The organism is Pseudomonas sp. GL-RE-29 (assembly GCF_019947275.1).
GTDB classification, from domain to species: domain Bacteria; phylum Pseudomonadota; class Gammaproteobacteria; order Pseudomonadales; family Pseudomonadaceae; genus Aquipseudomonas; species Aquipseudomonas fluorescens_A.
The window spans coordinates 31,861-48,644 of the sequence record NZ_JAGYGD010000026.1 but is presented as its reverse complement, the minus strand read 5'-3'; the positions used below and the strand labels follow the sequence as shown (position 1 = coordinate 48,644).

Annotated in this window: 18 protein-coding genes; 8 read left to right on the top strand and 10 right to left on the bottom strand. The window is 60.4% G+C overall.

The window, feature by feature from the left end; all coding sequences use genetic code 11:
• The first annotated feature begins 63 nt into the window (after positions 1-63).
• Genes zur through KGB21_RS20470 form a run of 4 tightly spaced genes read left to right on the top strand, consistent with a single transcriptional unit; the run spans position 64 to position 2,863 of the window.
• Positions 64-546, top strand: coding sequence for a zinc uptake transcriptional repressor Zur (gene zur, locus KGB21_RS20485; protein WP_034149455.1), 483 nt, complete (start codon positions 64-66; stop codon positions 544-546).
• Positions 546-1,331, top strand: coding sequence for a zinc ABC transporter ATP-binding protein ZnuC (znuC, locus tag KGB21_RS20480; protein WP_034149456.1), 786 nt, complete (start codon positions 546-548; stop codon positions 1,329-1,331). Before zur ends, znuC begins: the two co-directional genes overlap by 1 nt.
• Positions 1,324-2,112 (top strand): zinc ABC transporter permease subunit ZnuB, encoded by a 789-nt coding sequence (gene znuB / locus KGB21_RS20475; protein ID WP_223506536.1) that lies wholly within the window; start codon positions 1,324-1,326, stop codon positions 2,110-2,112. The genes znuC and znuB overlap by 8 nt, the downstream gene beginning before the upstream one ends.
• A 37-nt stretch (positions 2,113-2,149) precedes the next feature.
• Positions 2,150-2,863, top strand: coding sequence for a PA5502 family lipoprotein (locus tag KGB21_RS20470; RefSeq protein ID WP_034149458.1), 714 nt, complete (start codon positions 2,150-2,152; stop codon positions 2,861-2,863).
• Positions 2,864-2,949: 86 nt separating this feature from the next.
• Here the strand turns inward: KGB21_RS20470 and katE are convergent, their stop codons facing one another.
• A complete protein-coding gene (gene katE / locus KGB21_RS20465) occupies positions 2,950-5,088 on the bottom strand; it encodes a catalase HPII (protein ID WP_223506535.1) in 2,139 nt (712 codons plus the stop codon).
• A gap of 209 nt (positions 5,089-5,297) precedes the next feature.
• Between katE and KGB21_RS20460 the strand changes: the two genes are divergently transcribed.
• The 3 genes from KGB21_RS20460 to KGB21_RS20450 all read left to right on the top strand — a co-directional run bounded on the left by KGB21_RS20460 (position 5,298) and on the right by KGB21_RS20450 (position 7,822).
• On the top strand, positions 5,298-6,305 hold the full coding sequence (locus tag KGB21_RS20460) for a methionine ABC transporter ATP-binding protein (RefSeq protein WP_034149460.1): 1,008 nt from the start codon (positions 5,298-5,300) through the stop codon (positions 6,303-6,305).
• Positions 6,305-6,979, top strand: coding sequence for a methionine ABC transporter permease (locus tag KGB21_RS20455; protein WP_034149461.1), 675 nt, complete (start codon positions 6,305-6,307; stop codon positions 6,977-6,979). The genes KGB21_RS20460 and KGB21_RS20455 overlap by 1 nt, the downstream gene beginning before the upstream one ends.
• A 72-nt stretch (positions 6,980-7,051) precedes the next feature.
• The gene (locus KGB21_RS20450; protein ID WP_223506534.1) at positions 7,052-7,822 is read left to right on the top strand and encodes a MetQ/NlpA family ABC transporter substrate-binding protein; all 771 of its coding nucleotides are present in this window, start codon (positions 7,052-7,054) and stop codon (positions 7,820-7,822) included.
• 204 nt (positions 7,823-8,026) lie between these two features.
• Here KGB21_RS20450 and KGB21_RS20445 read toward each other — a convergent pair whose 3' ends face one another.
• From KGB21_RS20445 to KGB21_RS20425, 5 genes are read right to left on the bottom strand one after another with little or no spacing between them, the layout of a single operon-like run.
• Positions 8,027-8,662: an SCO family protein gene (locus KGB21_RS20445; RefSeq protein WP_223506533.1), complete on the bottom strand. Its 636-nt coding sequence runs from the start codon at positions 8,660-8,662 to the stop codon at positions 8,027-8,029.
• On the bottom strand, positions 8,659-9,558 hold the full coding sequence (gene cyoE, locus KGB21_RS20440; RefSeq protein WP_223506532.1) for a heme o synthase: 900 nt from the start codon (positions 9,556-9,558) through the stop codon (positions 8,659-8,661). Before cyoE ends, KGB21_RS20445 begins: the two co-directional genes overlap by 4 nt.
• Positions 9,546-10,619 carry a COX15/CtaA family protein gene (locus tag KGB21_RS20435; RefSeq protein ID WP_223506531.1) on the bottom strand — a complete coding sequence of 358 codons (1,074 nt, stop codon included), beginning with the start codon at positions 10,617-10,619 and terminating at the stop codon, positions 9,546-9,548. Before KGB21_RS20435 ends, cyoE begins: the two co-directional genes overlap by 13 nt.
• Positions 10,620-10,629: 10 nt before the next feature.
• Positions 10,630-11,220, bottom strand: a complete 591-nt coding sequence (locus KGB21_RS20430; RefSeq protein WP_223506530.1) for a hypothetical protein — start codon at positions 11,218-11,220, stop codon at positions 10,630-10,632.
• Complete coding sequence (locus KGB21_RS20425) at positions 11,186-11,926, bottom strand: SURF1 family protein (RefSeq protein WP_223506529.1); 741 nt, start codon at positions 11,924-11,926, stop codon at positions 11,186-11,188. Before KGB21_RS20425 ends, KGB21_RS20430 begins: the two co-directional genes overlap by 35 nt.
• Positions 11,927-11,996: 70 nt before the next feature.
• Here KGB21_RS20425 and KGB21_RS20420 point away from each other — a divergent pair, with 70 nt between their 5' ends.
• Positions 11,997-12,200 (top strand): twin transmembrane helix small protein, encoded by a 204-nt coding sequence (locus KGB21_RS20420; RefSeq protein ID WP_008064738.1) that lies wholly within the window; start codon positions 11,997-11,999, stop codon positions 12,198-12,200.
• 3 nt (positions 12,201-12,203) lie between these two features.
• On the opposite strand, the gene KGB21_RS20415 is transcribed toward KGB21_RS20420, so the two are convergent.
• The 4 genes from KGB21_RS20415 to coxB form a co-directional block, all read right to left on the bottom strand.
• Positions 12,204-13,091: a cytochrome c oxidase subunit 3 gene (locus KGB21_RS20415; protein ID WP_034149468.1), complete on the bottom strand. Its 888-nt coding sequence runs from the start codon at positions 13,089-13,091 to the stop codon at positions 12,204-12,206.
• Positions 13,092-13,116: 25 nt separating this feature from the next.
• The gene (locus tag KGB21_RS20410; protein WP_034149469.1) at positions 13,117-13,668 is read right to left on the bottom strand and encodes a cytochrome c oxidase assembly protein; all 552 of its coding nucleotides are present in this window, start codon (positions 13,666-13,668) and stop codon (positions 13,117-13,119) included.
• A gap of 165 nt (positions 13,669-13,833) precedes the next feature.
• Positions 13,834-15,420 carry a cytochrome c oxidase subunit I gene (ctaD, locus tag KGB21_RS20405; RefSeq protein WP_034149470.1) on the bottom strand — a complete coding sequence of 529 codons (1,587 nt, stop codon included), beginning with the start codon at positions 15,418-15,420 and terminating at the stop codon, positions 13,834-13,836.
• Between the two features lie 82 nt (positions 15,421-15,502).
• Positions 15,503-16,630: a cytochrome c oxidase subunit II gene (gene coxB, locus KGB21_RS20400; RefSeq protein ID WP_223506528.1), complete on the bottom strand. Its 1,128-nt coding sequence runs from the start codon at positions 16,628-16,630 to the stop codon at positions 15,503-15,505.
• Between the last annotated feature and the right edge of the window lie 154 nt (positions 16,631-16,784).

The following is a 16,784-nucleotide window of genomic DNA, read 5'->3' as shown; positions in this document are numbered from 1 at the left end:
GACTACTCGAAGAGGCGAGAACGGGTAACATAATAACGTCTCTCACAAAACTCGTCGCCGCTCATGCCTAAAACACCGATTGCCAGCCGTCCACACGACCACTCTCATTGCGTTCACAGCGCTCTGTCGGAGGCCGATGCCCTGTGCGCACGCCAGGGGCTGCGGCTGACCGCATTGCGCCGGCGGGTGCTGGAATTGGTGTGGCAAAGCCACAAGCCGTTGGGTGCCTACGACATCCTCGCCGTGCTCAGCGAGCAGGACGGCCGCCGCGCTGCGCCGCCGACCGTGTACCGCGCGCTGGATTTCCTCTTGGAAAACGGCCTCGTTCATCGCATTTCCTCGCTCAACGCCTTCATCGGCTGCAATCACCCGGAGCACGCGCACCAGGGCCAGTTCCTGATTTGCCGCGACTGCCACGCCGCCATTGAGCTCGAACAGAAATCCATCAGCGACGCGATCGTCGACAGCGCCAAGGATGTGGGGTTTGTCGTCGAAGCTCAGACCGTCGAAGTGATCGGGCTGTGCTCGGGTTGCCAGGGGGCTTGATGAGCAACGCGCTGATCCGCCTCGAGCAGGTTGCCGTCACATTTGCCGGGCAAAGTGTGCTGGATAACATCGAGCTGAGCGTCGAGCCGGGGCAGATTGTCACCCTGATCGGCCCCAATGGCGCCGGCAAGACTACGCTGGTGCGCGCCGTGCTCGGCCTGTTGAAACCGGACAGTGGCACTGTCTGGCGCAAGCCGAAACTGCGCGTTGGCTACATGCCGCAAAAACTTCACGTCGATCCGACCCTGCCGCTCTCGGTGCTGCGCTTCTTGCGCCTGGTTCCCGGTGTCGACCGTGCGATGGCATTGGCGGCACTCAAGGAAGTCGGCGCCGAGCAGGTGATCGACAGCCCGGTGCAAAGTGTTTCCGGCGGTGAAATGCAGCGTGTCTTGCTGGCCCGGGCCTTGTTGCGCGAACCGGAATTGCTGGTGCTCGACGAGCCTGTACAAGGCGTCGACGTGGCCGGCCAGGCCGAACTCTACAGCCTGATCACCCGCCTGCGTGACCGTCACGGTTGCGGGGTGTTGATGGTTTCCCATGATTTGCATCTGGTGATGAGCACAACCGATCAGGTGGTTTGCCTGAATCGCCATGTCTGCTGCTCCGGCCACCCCGAGCAGGTCAGTGGAGATCCGGCCTTCGTCGAGCTGTTCGGAAAAAACGCACAGAGTCTGGCGATTTATCACCACCATCACGACCACGCCCACGACCTGCACGGTTCGGTGGTCAAGGCGCCCGCGTCGGGCCATAACCATGTCCACGGAGATAGCTGCAAGCATGGCTGATTTTCTGCTTTACGCCCTGCTCGCAGGTCTGGCTCTGGCAGTGGTCGCGGGACCGCTGGGTTCATTCGTGGTCTGGCGGCGCATGGCCTATTTTGGCGACACCCTGTCCCACGCGGCTTTGCTGGGTGTGGCATTGGGCTTCCTGCTGGATGTCAGCCCGACCGTTGCAGTGACCGTAGGCTGTTTGCTCTTGGCGGTGTTGCTGGTGACCCTTCAACAGCGCCAACCGCTGGCGTCTGACACGCTTTTGGGAATTCTCGCACCGAGCACCCTCTCTTTGGGGCTGGTGGTACTAAGCTTCATGCACGAAGTGCGGATCGACCTGATGGCGTATCTGTTCGGCGACCTGCTGGCGATCAGCCCGACCGATCTGGCCTGGATTCTCGGCGGCAGCGCGGCGGTGCTGGGGTTGCTGGTGGCGTTGTGGCGGCCATTGCTGGCAATTACCGTGCACGAGGAACTGGCGCGGGTCGAAGGCCTGCCCGTGGCGGGGTTGCGCATGGCGCTGATGCTGCTAATCGCCGTGGTAATTGCAGTGGCGATGAAAATCGTCGGTGTATTGCTGATTACTTCGTTGCTGATCATCCCGGCGGCTGCGGCGCAACGTCACGCTCGCTCACCGGAGCAGATGGCACTGGGCGCGAGCCTGTTGGGCATACTCGCCGTATGCGGCGGGCTGGCGCTGTCCTGGTTCAAGGACACCCCCGCCGGCCCATCGATCGTGGTAACGGCCGCCGCGCTGTTTCTGCTGAGTTTTGTTCTGCCCCGTCGAGGGGTGTAGACTTGCTCGTTTTTTGCGCAAATAGAGAGTCGCAGGAATGAAGTTCGCCTCCCGTTATCTGCTCCTTGTCGCATTTTCTTTGCTGCTGGGCGCTTGCCAAAGCACGCCACCGGCGGCCACTGAGGCCACCGATGCGCGGGCCACGGCCATTGCACAGCTTGAGCAAAGCCTCGCCAGCAGCGAGTTGGCCACGGCCGAAGATCAGCTGGCGGCTTTGCAGGCCGAATCGCCCAACGATCAATCCCTTGAGCAATATCAGCGGCAATTGGCCGAGGCCTATCTGATGCGCAGTCAGATTGTGTTGCAAAAAGGCGACGTGAATGCCGCGGCCACTGCTTTGGCCCGTGCCCGCGCGTTGATGCCCAAGGCTCCGGCGCTGACCGGTGGCGTCAACGGCTCCATCGCTCAAGCCCGCAAAGCTGAACTGGAAAAAGCCGAAGCCGCCCTCAAGGCTGCCGAAGCCCAGCCCAAAGCCAAGGTCATCGACCCGACGGCTGAAAGCACCACCGTTGCGTTGAACATCAACGATATGGCCAAGTTGCGTCGTCAACTGGACGCTATCGCCGCCGATGTAGTGAATTTTCAGTGTGATGTGAGCATTCAGGCGCCGCGCACGGATGACTATCCGTGGTTGGCGAATTTGCTGACCAAGCGAGTGAAGAAACTCGATCCGCAATTTGACCTCAACCTGGAGCGGCAGATTATTCGCAGCGTTCCGGCGCAGATGGTGTTGAGTCCGCGTAAGCCTTAAAAGAAAAGATCGCAGCCTGCGGCAGCTCCTACAGAGATGGGTGATTACCCTGTAGGAGCTGCCGAAGGCTGCGATCTTTTGCTTTATTAAGCCGGAATCGCCTTCGCCTTCGGCTCCCGATCCCAAACCCGATGCTGCCCAATCGCCGCAAAAAACGGCTTGGTCAATTTGGCATCAGCGCCCACGATCAATCCCGCATCCACCTCCAGCTTCAACACATCCAGCAACTGCTTCGCCTCGCCATGCAACGCGATCGCTTTCAAGTGTTTGTAGGCCTCAAGCAGGTAGTGCAACGCAACGCCGTCCGCGCTCAGCGCCTTGATTGACGCTGCACCTCCGGGTACGAACACCGCGTCGAAGGCAATGGACGGCATGCCTTCCATCGATGCATCCACCGGCAGCATTTTGCCGTCGGCGGTGGTGACCGGAGCCGAGGTAGGGCCGAGCAATTTAGCGTGCGCACCTTCGGCTTCCAGCGCTTTTTTCATTGCATCAATCGCGGCGCCATCAACGCCATTGGCCGCCAGAATCGCCACTTTGCGGGTTTTGATATCGCCCGGCAGCAGGTTGGCCTGGCTCAGGGCTGGCGAACGCTCCAAAGAGATTTTTGGCACGTCGACAGTTCCGGCTTTTGGCGCAGGCAGGCCGAGGTTCTGCGCCACGCGCTTGGCCAGCTCCAGATCGATGTTGGCGAGGATCTCGTTGACCTCACGCGCACGGATGAACTCTCGTTCAACCTTGCCCAGTTCAAAGCTATAGGCCGAGATGATGTGCTCTTGCTCGTGCTTGCTCATGCTGTGGAAGAACAGGCGCGCCTGGGAGAAGTGGTCGCTGAACGACTCGCTGCGCTGGCGGATTTTGTTGGCGTCGATACGTTCCGGATAACTCTCGAAGCCGCCGTCCTGAGCGGCGGGCGGGGTTTCTTTCGGCCAGCCGCCGTCGATGGAATTCGGCTCGTAGGAGGCGCGACCCTTATCGATGGTGGTGCGGTGCAGCGCATCGCGCTGACCGTTGTGGAACGGTGCTACCGGACGGTTGATCGGGATTTCGTGAAAATTCGGTCCACCGAGTCGGCTGATCTGCGTGTCGGTGTAGGAAAACAGCCGACCTTGCAGCAGCGGATCGTTGGAGAAGTCGATCCCCGGCACGATATGCCCTGGGCAAAAAGCGACCTGCTCGGTTTCAGCGAAGAAGTTGTCCGGATTGCGGTTGAGGGTCATTTTCCCCAGCGGTGTAATGGGAACGAGCTCTTCGGGAATCAGCTTGGTGGGGTCGAGGATGTCGAAATCGAAGGCGTGTTCGTTTTCCTCCTCGATGACCTGGACGCCCAGCTCCCACTCCGGATAGTCCCCCATCTCGATGGCTTCCCAGAGATCGCGACGGTGGTAATCGGTGTCTTTGCCCGCCAGTTTCTGCGCTTCGTCCCACACGAGGGAGCAAGTGCCGGCTGTAGGACGCCAGTGGAATTTCACAAAGCGCGATTTACCTTCGGCGTTGATCAGCCGGAAGGTGTGCACACCGAAGCCCTGCATGCTGCGCAGGCTTTTCGGGATGGCCCGGTCGGACATGGCCCAAATCACCATGTGCGCCGACTCCGGGACCAACGAAACAAAGTCCCAGAACGTATCGTGGGCCGAGCCGCCGGTAGGAATCTCGTTGTGCGGTTCGGGTTTTACCGCGTGGACGAAATCCGGAAACTTAATGGCGTCCTGAATGAAAAACACCGGCATGTTGTTGCCCACCAGGTCGAAGTTACCTTCGTCGGTGAAGAACTTCACGGCAAACCCACGTACATCGCGCACGGTATCGCCGGAACCACGGGGGCCCTGCACGGTAGAAAACCGAACGAATACGGGTGTCTGCTTCCCAGGATCTTGTAGGAAACCGGCTTTGGTAAGGACGGAGTGGTTCTCGTAGGACTGGAAGAAACCATGGGCCCCCGTACCCCGCGCATGCACGATGCGCTCGGGAATGCGTTCGTGGTCAAAGTGCGTGATCTTTTCACGCATGATGAAATCTTCCAGCAGCGATGGCCCACGGGCGCCGACCTTCAGGGTGTTCTGATTGTCCGCCACCTTCACGCCTTGATTGGTGCGCAAGGCCTGGCCGGTGGCGTCGGAGCGGAAGTTTTCCAGGCTATCGAGTTTGGTGTTGGTGTTGCTGCGGTCCGGGGTATCGGTCCCGGCCAGTGCGCTCTTGGGGGCGGCAGGCTTTTTCGTACTCATCAGGCGTAACTCCTCGGGGTATTTTCGAGATGCTTAAGTAGTGACTGATGAGGGTTTTAGCCGTTCCTTTTATCTGACCTTTGATCGCGTTATTGCCAAATGACTGGATGAATGCGAAATAAATGCTAAGAACCTCTATACGGACAGGCTAAAATGCGCGCCCGGCTAACCGCTGATCCTTTTCCAACGCGCCCCACAAGGTTCGCTACGTGATCGAGTTTCAAAACGTCCATAAAACCTACCGCGTCGCCGGTAAGGATATCCCCGCCCTGCACCCGACCAGTCTGACGATTGAGAACGGCCAGGTCTTCGGCCTCATCGGCCACTCCGGTGCGGGAAAAAGTACTCTGCTGCGTCTGATCAATCGCCTGGAGAACTCCAGTGGCGGCAAGATCTTCGTCGACGGCGAAGAAGTCACCGCGCTCGACGCCAATGGCCTGCGCCGTTTCCGTCAACAGGTCGGGATGATCTTCCAGCACTTCAACCTGCTGGCATCCAAGACGGTTGCCGACAACGTCGCGCTGCCGCTGACGCTGGCCGGTGAAATGTCCCGCGCTGAAATCGACCAGCGCGTCGCCGAATTGCTGGCGCGGGTGGGTTTGTCCGACCACGCCAACAAGTACCCGGCACAATTGTCCGGCGGGCAAAAGCAGCGCGTCGGCATTGCCCGCGCCCTGGCGACCAAGCCGAAAATTCTGCTGTGCGATGAAGCCACCAGCGCCCTCGACCCGCAAACCACGGCGTCGGTCCTGCAATTGCTGGCCGAGATCAATCGCGAGCTGAAGCTGACCATCGTACTGATCACCCATGAAATGGATGTGATCCGCCGGGTCTGCGACCAGGTCGGCGTGATGGACGCTGGCGTGATCGTTGAGCAAGGCACGGTGGCCGATGTGTTCCTGCATCCGAAACACCCGACCACCAAGCGCTTCGTGCAAGAAGACGAACAGATCGACGAAGGCGAACAGCGCGATGACTTCGCTCACGTGCCGGGTCGCATCGTACGTCTGACCTTCCAGGGCGAAGCGACCTACGCGCCGCTGCTCGGAACCGTCGCTCGCGAAACGGGTGTGGACTACAGCATCCTGGCCGGTCGCATCGATCGCATCAAAGACATCCCTTACGGGCAACTGACCCTGGCCGTGACCGGTGGTGACATGGAAGCGGCCTTCGCCCGCTTCACCGCAGCCGACGTCCACATGGAGGTGCTGCGCTAATGGAAGCCCTGACCACTTTCTTCGCCAACATCGACTGGTTCGAAATCTGGCTGGCCACCGGCGACACCTTGCTGATGCTCGGCGGTTCGCTGTTGTTCACGGTATTGCTGGGCCTGCCGCTGGGCGTGTTGCTGTTCCTTTGCAGCCCGCGTCAGTTGCTCGAGGCCAAAGGCGTGTACGCGATGCTGTCACTGGTGGTGAACATCCTGCGTTCGCTGCCGTTCATCATTCTCCTGATCGTGATGATTCCGTTCACGGTGTTGATCACCGGTACGTCCCTCGGTGTCGCGGGTGCGATCCCGCCATTGGTGGTGGGCGCCACGCCGTTCTTCGCACGATTGGTTGAGACCGCGTTGCGTGAAGTGGATCGCGGCATTATCGAAGCGACTCAGTCCATGGGCGCAACGACGCGGCAGATCATCACCAATGCCTTGCTGCCTGAAGCCCGTCCCGGCATCTTTGCGGCGATTACGGTGACAGCCATTACACTGGTGTCCTACACGGCAATGGCCGGTGTAGTCGGCGCGGGTGGGCTGGGTGACCTGGCGATCCGGTTCGGTTACCAGCGTTTCCAGACTGACGTGATGGTGGTCACGGTGGTGTTGCTGCTGGTGCTGGTACAGGTCCTGCAAACCGTCGGCGACAAACTGGTTGTCCACTTCTCTCGTAAATGATCAATGAGCCGGCCATTCGCTGGCAGGCGCCAAACGGGCGCCGCAAGCGGGCACCCACAAGGAGTTAGCTGTATGAAAAAACTACTCGTCGCATTCGCTGCCGTTGCAGCCTTTTCCGCCCACGCCGACACCCTGACTGTCGCGGCGACCCCGGTCCCACACGCGGAAATCCTCGAGTTCGTTAAACCGGCCCTGGCCAAAGAAGGCGTGGACCTGAAGGTTAAAGTCTTCACCGACTACATCCAGCCGAACGTACAGGTTGCCGAAAAACGCCTGGACGCCAACTTCTTCCAGCACCAGCCGTACCTCGATGAGTTCAACAAGGCCAAGGGCACTAACCTGGTTTCCGTGGCCGGCGTGCACCTGGAACCGCTGGGCGCTTACTCCAGCAAGTACAAAGCGCTGACCGAATTGCCGGGCGGCGCCAACGTGGTGATCCCGAACGATGCCACCAACGGCGGCCGTGCGCTGTTGCTGCTGGCCAAGGCCGGCCTGATTACTTTGAAGGATCCGACCAACATCCTGTCGACCGTCAAAGACATCACCGCGAACAGTAAAGACCTGAAGTTCCGCGAACTGGAAGCCGCGACCATCCCGCGCGTGCTGACCCAGGTTGACCTGGCCCTGATCAACACCAACTACGCGCTGGAAGCCAAGCTTGATCCGGCCAAGGATGCGCTGGTCATCGAAGGCAGCGACTCGCCTTACGTGAACATCCTGGTCGCTCGTCCGGAAGACAAGGACAGCGCCGCGATGCAGAAACTGGTTGCTGCACTGCACAGCCCTGAAGTGAAAGCCTTCATTCTCGAGAAGTACAAAGGCGCGGTCGTGCCGGCGTTCTGATCTGAAGCGGTAACAAAAATGGGGCGCATTGAATGCGCCCCATTTTTTTATGCCTGAAATACAGCCCCTGTTGGAGCCGGCTTGCTGGCGATGGAGCCAAGTGCGCCGCGTTTATCCAGACCACACGCATTATCGCTAACGACCATCGCCAGCAAGCCGGCTCCTACAGGGTTATGCATTTTCCCTAGGCGCAACGCGTAGTGATTACTGACGCTTGAGCATCACCGGCAATTGCGCCACCAGCTTCACATTATTCAACGGCGCCCGAATGAACCCGCGCTGCGTCCCGTCCGGCCCGATCACGGCCAGATTGCCGCTGTGATCGACGGTGTAGTTCGGCTTGCTGGTATCCGCCGGGATGAACGGAATGCTCACCGCGTTGGCGACTTTTTGCAGTTCTTCAATAGACGTCGGCGTCAGGCCGATGAACTGCGGGTCGAAGTAACCCAGGTACTGCTTGAGTTGTTTCGGCGTATCACGATTCGGGTCGACGCTGACCAGCACGATCTGCAACTTGTCCACAGCCTCCGGCGGCAACTCGCTTTTGATCTGGCGCAGTTGGGCGAGGGTGGTTGGGCAGATGTCCGGGCAGAAGGTGTAGCCGAAAAACAGCAGGCTCCACTTACCTTTCAGTTCGTTGATAGCCACAGGTTTGCCGTCCTGATCGGTCATCGTCACGTCCGGTAGGTTGCGGCTTTGTGGCAACAAAATAATGCCAGCGTCGATCAGTGCCGTCGGGTCGCCCTGGCCTTTGCCGGAGAGCACTTTGTTGATGGTCAGGCCCAGGACCAGCGCGATCAGGGCGACGAGAATGAAGACGGTTTTCTGGGTTCGGGTCATAGGTTCAACAATAAGTAGTGGTCTACGAGCAGGGCGATGAACAGCAGGAACAAGTAGTAAATAGAGTACTTGAAGGTGTTGATCGCCGCGTGCGGCCGAGTGCCACGGTACAGCACCACGGCCCATTGCAGAAACCTCGCGCCGAGGACGATGGCGCAAATCAGGTAGAGCAGGCCGCTCATGTGGATCACGTATGGCATCAGGCTGACGGCCAGCAACGCGCCGGTATAAAGCAGGATGTGGACCTTGGTGTAATGCTCGCCGTGGGTGACCGGCAGCATCGGAATGTCGGCCTTGGCGTATTCCTCTTTGCGGTGGATCGCCAGCGCCCAGAAGTGCGGTGGGGTCCAGGCGAAGATGATCAGCACCAGCAGGAGCGGTTCGGCACTGACATGGCCGGTGGCAGCGGTCCAGCCGAGCAGTGGTGGAGCGGCACCGGCCAGGCCGCCGATGACGATGTTCTGCGGCGTCGCACGCTTGAGAAAACCGGTGTAGACCACCGCGTAGCCGAGCAGGGAGGCGAGGGTCAGCCACGCGGTCAGCGGATTGGTGAAGGCCAGCAACAAGGCCTGGCCGAGCAGCGCCAGCACCAAGGCAAAGGTCAGCGCCGCGGCCGGTGACACCCGGCCTTCAGCCAAAGGGCGTTTGTGGGTGCGCGCCATGACGGCATCGATCCGCCGATCCACCACATGATTGACCGCTGCCGCGCCACCGGCACACAAGGCGATTCCCAGATTGCCGAACACCAGCACCGTCCACGGCACCCCGGCGCGGGTCGCGAGGAACATCCCCACCAGCGAGGTGATGAGCATCAGCACCACCACTTTCGGCTTGGTCAGCTCCAGGTAATCACGCCAGATCGCCTGACTGTGACGTTCGCCGATCAGAATCGCCATGGCATCTCTCCTTTTATTGTTATGGGCCCGGCTGAATGTTTACGCGGGCTGAAGCGCCAGCGTGTCGGCTGCTTGACCCGAACCAGACTGGTTCGCGCGTGATAATTGACCAGCACCATCGTCAGTAGCAGCGCGGCGCCCCCGGCGTTGTGCGCGACAGCCACCGGCAGTGGCAGATGAAACACCACGTTGCTGATGCCCAGCGTGATTTGCGCTGCGAGGGCGACCAATACAAGGCCCGCCAGACGTGTCATGCCAACCACCTTCAGTTGCCAGGCCAGGCCGAGCAGCACCAGCGTCACCAGCAACGCGCCGATACGGTGTGTGAGGTGAATCGCCGTGCGGGCATCGCTGTCCAGTTGTCCGCCGAGGTAGTTCGGGCCGATGTGTTGGGTCAGGTGAAAGCCATTGGCGAAGTCTGCAGGGGGCAGCCATTGGCCGTGGCAGGTCGGAAAGTCGATACAGGCCACGGCGGCGTAATTGGAACTGACCCAGCCGCCGAGGGCGATTTGCCCGATCACCAGCAGCAGCCCGGCAGTCGCCCAATACTGCAAACGCCGTGGGACGGTCAGCGCTGGCAGCACGCCGGACAGCCGCAGTGTGAGCAAAAACAGCAGACTCAATGTGGCAAAGCCGCCGAGCAAATGCCCGGTCACCACTTGCGGCCAGAGCTTGAGCGTCACCGTCCACATGCCGAACGCCGCTTGGGCGAATACCACCGCCAACAGGAACAACGGCAATTTCACCGGTTGCCCCGGATGCCGACGATGAACCCAGGCGCGCCCGGCCAACACCGAGATCAGCAACCCGAGCGTGCCGGCGAAGTAGCGGTGGATCATCTCGTTCCAGCCCTTGTGGGCTTCGACGGGCGTATCAGGAAAATGCAATTCGGCATGGGCCAGTTGCGCTTCGCTTTTCGGCACGCTGATGAAGCCATAACAGCCCGGCCAATCCGGGCAACCGAGGCCGGCGTGGGTCAGGCGGGTGTAGGCGCCGAGCAACACCACAATCAGTGCCAGCAAGGTGGCAAACAGCGCGAGGCGAAATCCAGGTTTGGCCATGACGATGCCCTTATCCGATGTTCGACAGTTTCAGCAGGTGACGCAGGTCGTTGAGCAGGTCTTTGCCCTTGACCGACGGGTCGTAGCGCAGCACCAGATTGCCGTGAGGGTCGATGATCCACAGCTGCGGCACGGCCTGGTCACCCGTGGTCTTGCTGAAGGTGGTCAGATCCATGGGATAGCGTTGCAATTGCGGATACTCACGGGTGAGCTTGGCGTCGTAATCACTGCTCAGTGGTTGTGCCGCCGCCAATGCGTGACTGGCACGCCCGGCATCGCGACCGAGGCCGATCTGGACCTGCCGCGCCAGGTACACCAGTTGCTGGCAATCCACCGAACAATCCTTCGGCGCCGTCACCAGTAATTGCCAGCGCTGATCATCGGCCTGCACCCCAAGGTCGGCGCGGGTCTGGCCATTGCCGATCAGTTCGCCGTGATAGCTGCGACCTTCCGGCACCCAGAACTGTAATTTGTACATGCCGGTGGCGAGGATCATCGGACCGATCACCCCGAGCAGAATCAGCAGCAGCTGCAAACGGCCCTTGCGCCGGTTCGGCGTTTTCGCCTCAGACATGCTGGGTGGATTCATGGCCGCTCCCATGGTGTTTCTCCTTTGCGTTGTGCCAGCCGAGGTAGAGATAAAGACCGAGCAGGGCGATCGACATGGCGAACCACTGCACGGCATAAGCGATATGTTTTTCTGGGCCCATGGCAACCACGGGCCAATCGGCCTGGTAAGTAGCGGGTCCGGTTTCTGCGCGTAATTCGTAGGCGAAGCCGTCCCGGTCGAGGGCTGTCCAGAGCTTCGCCGGCTCGACCGCCGTAATCAGTTGTGGCCAAGCGGTGGTGCTCGGGTCCGCGTGTAATTGAAACGTCGCACCGGGAGATACGTAGACCCAGGCGTCGACGCTCAAGGCATTGGTCGGTGTCGTGAATTGCGGCGGAGTGCGACGGTCCGGCCATGGCAGCCAGCCACGATTGACCAGCAGCCACAGCCCGGTGGCTTGATCCTGGAACGGTTGCAGCAACTCGACCCCGACCTTGCCGTCGCGCTGGCGGTTATCCAGCAGCAGACTGTGGGCGGCGTCGAACTGGCCGTGCAGGCGCACCCGGCGAAAGGCTGGGTCTGCGGTGTGTTGCAGCTCGGTACTGGCCATCGGTTCGGCGGCCCGGCGCTCGGCGTAGCTTTGCAGCAGCGCGCTTTTCTCCGCGCCCCGGCTCAATTGCCAGAACCCGAGCGACACCAGCAGCGGCAGCAACAGCGCCACCACCAGCGTCGGCACAATGCCCGGCCGAAAGCGCTTCATGGCATCGCCAGAAAGTCGGTCATCGCGATAGCTATACTCAAGTGCATCGCTTGTCCCCCGGAGTCTCACCATGCTCAAAGCAGCCATCGTCCTGATGCTGATTGCCACGGTTGTCAGCCTGTTCAGCGGCCTGTTTTTTCTGGTCAAGGACGACAGCAGCTCGAACCGCCTCGTCATTGCCTTGAGTGTCCGTGTCGCGCTGGCCGCCATTACCGTCGGCTTGATTGCCTGGGGTTTTTTCAGCGGCCAGTTGGTGTCACATGCGCCGTGGTAGCACTCAGAGTACGTAGACGAAAACGAACAGCCCGATCCACACCACGTCCACGAAGTGCCAGTACCAGCTCGCGGCCTCGAAACCGAATTGGTGCTCGTTGTCGAAGTGCCCGCGCATGACCCGCATCAGCATCACGAACAGGATGATGGTGCCGATGGTCACGTGGGCGCCGTGGAACCCGGTGAGCATGAAGAACGTGGCGCCGTAGATGCCCGAACCCAGGGTCAGGCCCAGTTCGTGGTAGGCGTGGATGTATTCTTCGGCCTGAAAGCCGAGGAACGCGCAGCCCAGCAACACGGTGATCGCCAGCCAGAGTTTCAGCGCGCCGCGATGGCCTTTTTTCAGCGCGTGGTGGGCGATGGTCACGGTGACGCTGGAACTCACGAGCAGTACGGTGTTGAGCAGCGGCAAGCCCCAAGGGCTGATGACGTCTTTGGGTGGCGGAAACAGTTTGGAATCCGGGTTGTTCAGCAGTGGCCAGACAAACTCGAAGTTCGGCCATAGCATGTGCGCAATGCCTTTGGCGCCTTCACCGCCGAGGGCCGGCCCGGAGACGTGGCGCACATAAAACAGCGCGCCGAAGAAGGCGATGAAGAACATCACCTCCGAGAAAATGAACCAGCTCATGCCCCAGCGGAACGAGCGATCCATCTGGGCGCTGTACAAGCCGCCGCGACTTTCCTTGATCACCGTGCCGAACCAGCCGAACAGCATGTAAGCCAGCAGCAGGCCACCGACGAAAAAGATCAGCGGGCCATGGGATTCCGGCCGCGCTGCTTTCAGATCGTTGAACCAGGTGGCCAGGCCGAGCACCGTGACGAACATCCCGACTGTGGCGATGATCGGCCATTTGCTCTGGGCCGGAACGTAATAATGCTCATGAGTTGCCATTTATTGTTCTCCTTATCGGGCACGCTCAACCGCCAGTGTTTACTGCGACCGGTGGATGTCGGGCGGTGATATCGAACAGCGTGTAGGACAGCGTCAGGTGCTTCACATCCTTGGGCATGTCGCGGTCAACGATGAAACGTACCGGCATCTCGATCCGCTGCCCGGGTTGCAGCACTTGCTGGGTAAAGCAGAAACATTCGGTCTTGTGGAAGTACGCCGCCGCTGCGCTGGGCGCGATGCTTGGAACGGCCTGGGCGCTCATCGGCTTGTCGGTGGGGTTGTGTGCAATGAAGATCATCTCGTTCACCGCCCCGGGGTTGGCCGTCAGTTCATCGTGCTTGGGATAAAAATCCCAGGACATGTCGGCGGAATTGGTCGACAGAAACTGCACGCGAACCTGCCGCGAGGTATCGACCGTTTGCTCGCCTTCGTACTGCCCGGCAGTCTTGCCATTGATGCCGAACGCCTTGCACATCACGTCGTAGATCGGCACCAGGGCAAAGCCGAAGACAAACATCGCGACCACCACCAGCAATAGCCGAGTGACCAGCTTCTTCATCGAAATCGAATCAGCCATGATTCACGCCCTCCACACAAAACCCTGTGGGAACGCGAAACTGTGGCGAGGGAGCTTGCTCCCGCTGGGTCGCGGAGCGGCCCCAAAAGCTTTTCGTCTGCTTCGCAGCCGAGCGGGAGCAAGCTCCCTCGCCACAAGAGCCCGCGCCCATAAGGCTTGCAGTGTTCATTTCACTTCCGGCGGCGTGGTGAAGGTGTGATACGGCGCGGGTGACGGAATGCTCCACTCCAGCCCTTCCGCCCCATCCCATGGTTTGGCCGGTGCCGGCGGGCCGCCGCGAATGGTCTTGATCACGATGAACAGGAAGAACAGCTGCGTGGTGCCGAACATGAACGCGCCAATCGACGACACCATGTTGAAGTCGGCGAATTGCAGGTTGTAGTCCGGAATCCGCCGTGGCATCCCCGCCAGGCCCACGAAGTGCATCGGGAAGAACGCCATGTTCATGCCGATGAACGACAGCCAGAAGTGCAGCTTGCCGAGGGTTTCGTCGTACATGTGGCCGGTCCATTTCGGCAGCCAGTAGTAGGCCGAGGCGAAGATCCCGAAGATCGCCCCCGGCACCAGTACATAGTGGAAGTGCGCAACCACGAAGTAAGTGTCCTGGTACTGGAAGTCCGCCGGGGCGATGGCCAGCATCAACCCGGAGAAACCGCCGATGGAGAACAGGATCACGAACGCCACGGCAAACAGCATCGGTGTCTCGAAGGTCAGCGAGCCTTGCCACATGGTGCTGGCCCAGTTGAACACCTTCACGCCCGTCGGCACCGCAATCAGCAGCGTGGCGTACATGAAAAACAGCTCGCCCACCAGCGGAATGCCGACCACGAACATATGGTGCGCCCAGACGATGAACGACAGGAACGCAATACTCGCCGTGGCGTAGACCATCGAGGTGTAGCCGAACAGCGGCTTGCGCGAGAAGGTCGGGATGATCGAGCTGACGGCACCGAAGGCCGGCAGGATCATGATGTACACCTCGGGGTGACCGAAGAACCAGAACACATGCTGGAACAGCACCGGGTCACCGCCGCCGGCAGCACTGAAGAAGCTGGTGCCGAAGTGGATGTCCATCAGCATCATCGTCACGCACCCGGCCAGCACCGGCATCACCGCGATCAGCAGGAATGCGGTAATCAGCCAGGTCCAGACGAACAGCGGCATCTTCATCAGCGTCATGCCGGGGGCGCGCAGGTTGAGGATGGTGGCGATCACGTTGATCGCGCCCATGATCGAACTGATCCCCATGAGGTGGATGGCGAAGATGAAGAACGTCACGCTTTCCGGTGCGTAGGTCGTCGACAGCGGGGCGTAGAACGTCCAGCCGAAGTTAGGTCCGCCGCCGGGAGTGAACAGGGTCGACACCAACAGGATGAACGCCGCCGGCAACAACCAGAAGCTGAAGTTGTTCATCCGTGGCAGGGCCATGTCCGGCGCGCCGATCATCAGCGGGATCATCCAGTTGGCGAGGCCGACGAAGGCCGGCATCACCGCACCGAACACCATCACCAGACCGTGCATGGTGGTCATCTGGTTGAAGAATTCCGGCTGGACGATTTGCAGCCCGGGCTGGAACAGCTCGGCACGAATCACCATCGCGAACGAGCCGCCGAGCAGGAACATGGAAAACGCAAACCACAGGTACAGCGTGCCGATGTCCTTGTGGTTGGTGGTCAGCACCCAGCGCATCAGGCCTTTGGCGGGGCCGTGGGCGTGGTCGGCATGACCATGGTCATCGATGACGGCGCTCATGGCCTTTCTCCTGTCAACGAATGGGCTGGGCGGGCCGGGGCGCGCTGCCCCGACCGGTTGCTTACGTGCGCAATGGACCGGGTCATTTGCTTTCCGCCTGTTTCAGCTCCAGCACTTCTTTCGGAGTGACCATGTCGCCCTTGTTGTTGCCCCAGGCGTTACGTTCGTAGGTCACGACCGCCGCAATATCGACTTCCGAGAGCTGCTTGCCGAACGCCGCCATCGCGGTGCCAGGCTTGCCGTGGAAGACGATGCTCAGGTGATCCTTGATCGGTCCGGTGGCGATTTTCGAGCCCTTGAGCGCCGGGAACATCGGCGGCAAGCCCTGACCTTCGGCCTGGTGACAGGCTACGCACGTGGTGTGATAAACCTTGTCGCCGCGCTCCTTGAGCTCGTCGAGGGTCCATTCCTTGCTGGTCAGCTCCTTGAGTTGCGCGGCTTCGGCCTTGCGCTCGCCCAGCCATTTTTCGTAATCGGCCTTCTCCTTGACCTCGACCACGATCGGCATGAAGCCGTGATCCTTGCCGCACAGCTCGGCGCACTGGCCGCGGAAGATGCCGGGCTTTTCGATGCGCGTCCAGGCTTCGTTGACGAACCCCGGGATCGCATCGCGCTTGACCGCGAAGGCCGGTACCCACCAGGAGTGGATCACATCGGCGGATGTCACCAGGAAGCGCACCTTGGCGCCGATCGGCAGCACCAAAGGCTTGTCGACCTCGAGCAAGTAGTGCTCGCTCTTGGCTTCTTTGTTGTGGATCTGATCGGCGGGCGTGGCCAGGTTGCTGAAGAACTCGACGTCCTGGCCCAGGTATTTGTAGTGCCATTTCCACTGATAGCCGGTGACCTGGATATCGATATCCGGCTCACTGGCGTCGTACATCTTGATCAGGGTCGCCGTCGCGGGAACCGCCATGGCCACCAGGATGATGAAGGGCACGATGGTCCAGAGGATTTCGACGGTGGTGCTTTCATGAAATTTTGCCGCCACCTGCCCGGTCGAGCGGCGGTGCAGAATCATCGACCAGAACATGGCGCCGAAGACGATGATGCCGATCACTACACAGATCCAGAAAATGGTCATGTGCAGGTCAAAAACAGCGTGACTGATTTCAGTCGCTCCAGGCGCCATATTCACAGTCCAGGCCGCTTGCGCCTGACTGAAAATCGACCACAACAGGAGGCCCATCCAGACATGTGGATGTCGCATCATTGCGGGTTCCCCTTATCGTTCTTGTTATCCCGCCGGCTTTCACCTGCGGCAAGGGAGCGGCTGTTTCAGACTACGAACTTGAATCGCCGGGCCTTGCTGCATATGCAGTCGGGCGTCATCAGCTAACTCCATTCCAACCCGAGTATAGACAGCG

Bases quoted from the DNA above. Each gene is read 5' to 3' on its own strand.
- KGB21_RS20450 (WP_223506534.1), top strand. From the start codon at position 7,052: ATGAAAAAACTACTCGTCGCATTCGCTGCCGTTGCAGCCTTTTCCGCC.
- KGB21_RS20415 (WP_034149468.1), bottom strand. From the start codon at position 13,091: ATGGCAACTCATGAGCATTATTACGTTCCGGCCCAGAGCAAATGGCCG.
- KGB21_RS20425 (WP_223506529.1), bottom strand. From the start codon at position 11,926: ATGAAGCGCTTTCGGCCGGGCATTGTGCCGACGCTGGTGGTGGCGCTG.
- KGB21_RS20420 (WP_008064738.1), top strand. From the start codon at position 11,997: ATGCTCAAAGCAGCCATCGTCCTGATGCTGATTGCCACGGTTGTCAGC.
- ctaD (WP_034149470.1), bottom strand. From the start codon at position 15,420: ATGAGCGCCGTCATCGATGACCATGGTCATGCCGACCACGCCCACGGC.
- KGB21_RS20435 (WP_223506531.1), bottom strand. From the start codon at position 10,619: ATGGCCAAACCTGGATTTCGCCTCGCGCTGTTTGCCACCTTGCTGGCA.
- KGB21_RS20445 (WP_223506533.1), bottom strand. From the start codon at position 8,662: ATGACCCGAACCCAGAAAACCGTCTTCATTCTCGTCGCCCTGATCGCG.
- zur (WP_034149455.1), top strand. From the start codon at position 64: ATGCCTAAAACACCGATTGCCAGCCGTCCACACGACCACTCTCATTGC.
- cyoE (WP_223506532.1), bottom strand. From the start codon at position 9,558: ATGGCGATTCTGATCGGCGAACGTCACAGTCAGGCGATCTGGCGTGAT.
- katE (WP_223506535.1), bottom strand. From the start codon at position 5,088: ATGAGTACGAAAAAGCCTGCCGCCCCCAAGAGCGCACTGGCCGGGACC.
- znuB (WP_223506536.1), top strand. From the start codon at position 1,324: ATGGCTGATTTTCTGCTTTACGCCCTGCTCGCAGGTCTGGCTCTGGCA.
- KGB21_RS20455 (WP_034149461.1), top strand. From the start codon at position 6,305: ATGGAAGCCCTGACCACTTTCTTCGCCAACATCGACTGGTTCGAAATC.
- znuC (WP_034149456.1), top strand. From the start codon at position 546: ATGAGCAACGCGCTGATCCGCCTCGAGCAGGTTGCCGTCACATTTGCC.
- KGB21_RS20410 (WP_034149469.1), bottom strand. From the start codon at position 13,668: ATGGCTGATTCGATTTCGATGAAGAAGCTGGTCACTCGGCTATTGCTG.
- KGB21_RS20430 (WP_223506530.1), bottom strand. From the start codon at position 11,220: ATGGGAGCGGCCATGAATCCACCCAGCATGTCTGAGGCGAAAACGCCG.
- coxB (WP_223506528.1), bottom strand. From the start codon at position 16,630: ATGATGCGACATCCACATGTCTGGATGGGCCTCCTGTTGTGGTCGATT.
- KGB21_RS20470 (WP_034149458.1), top strand. From the start codon at position 2,150: ATGAAGTTCGCCTCCCGTTATCTGCTCCTTGTCGCATTTTCTTTGCTG.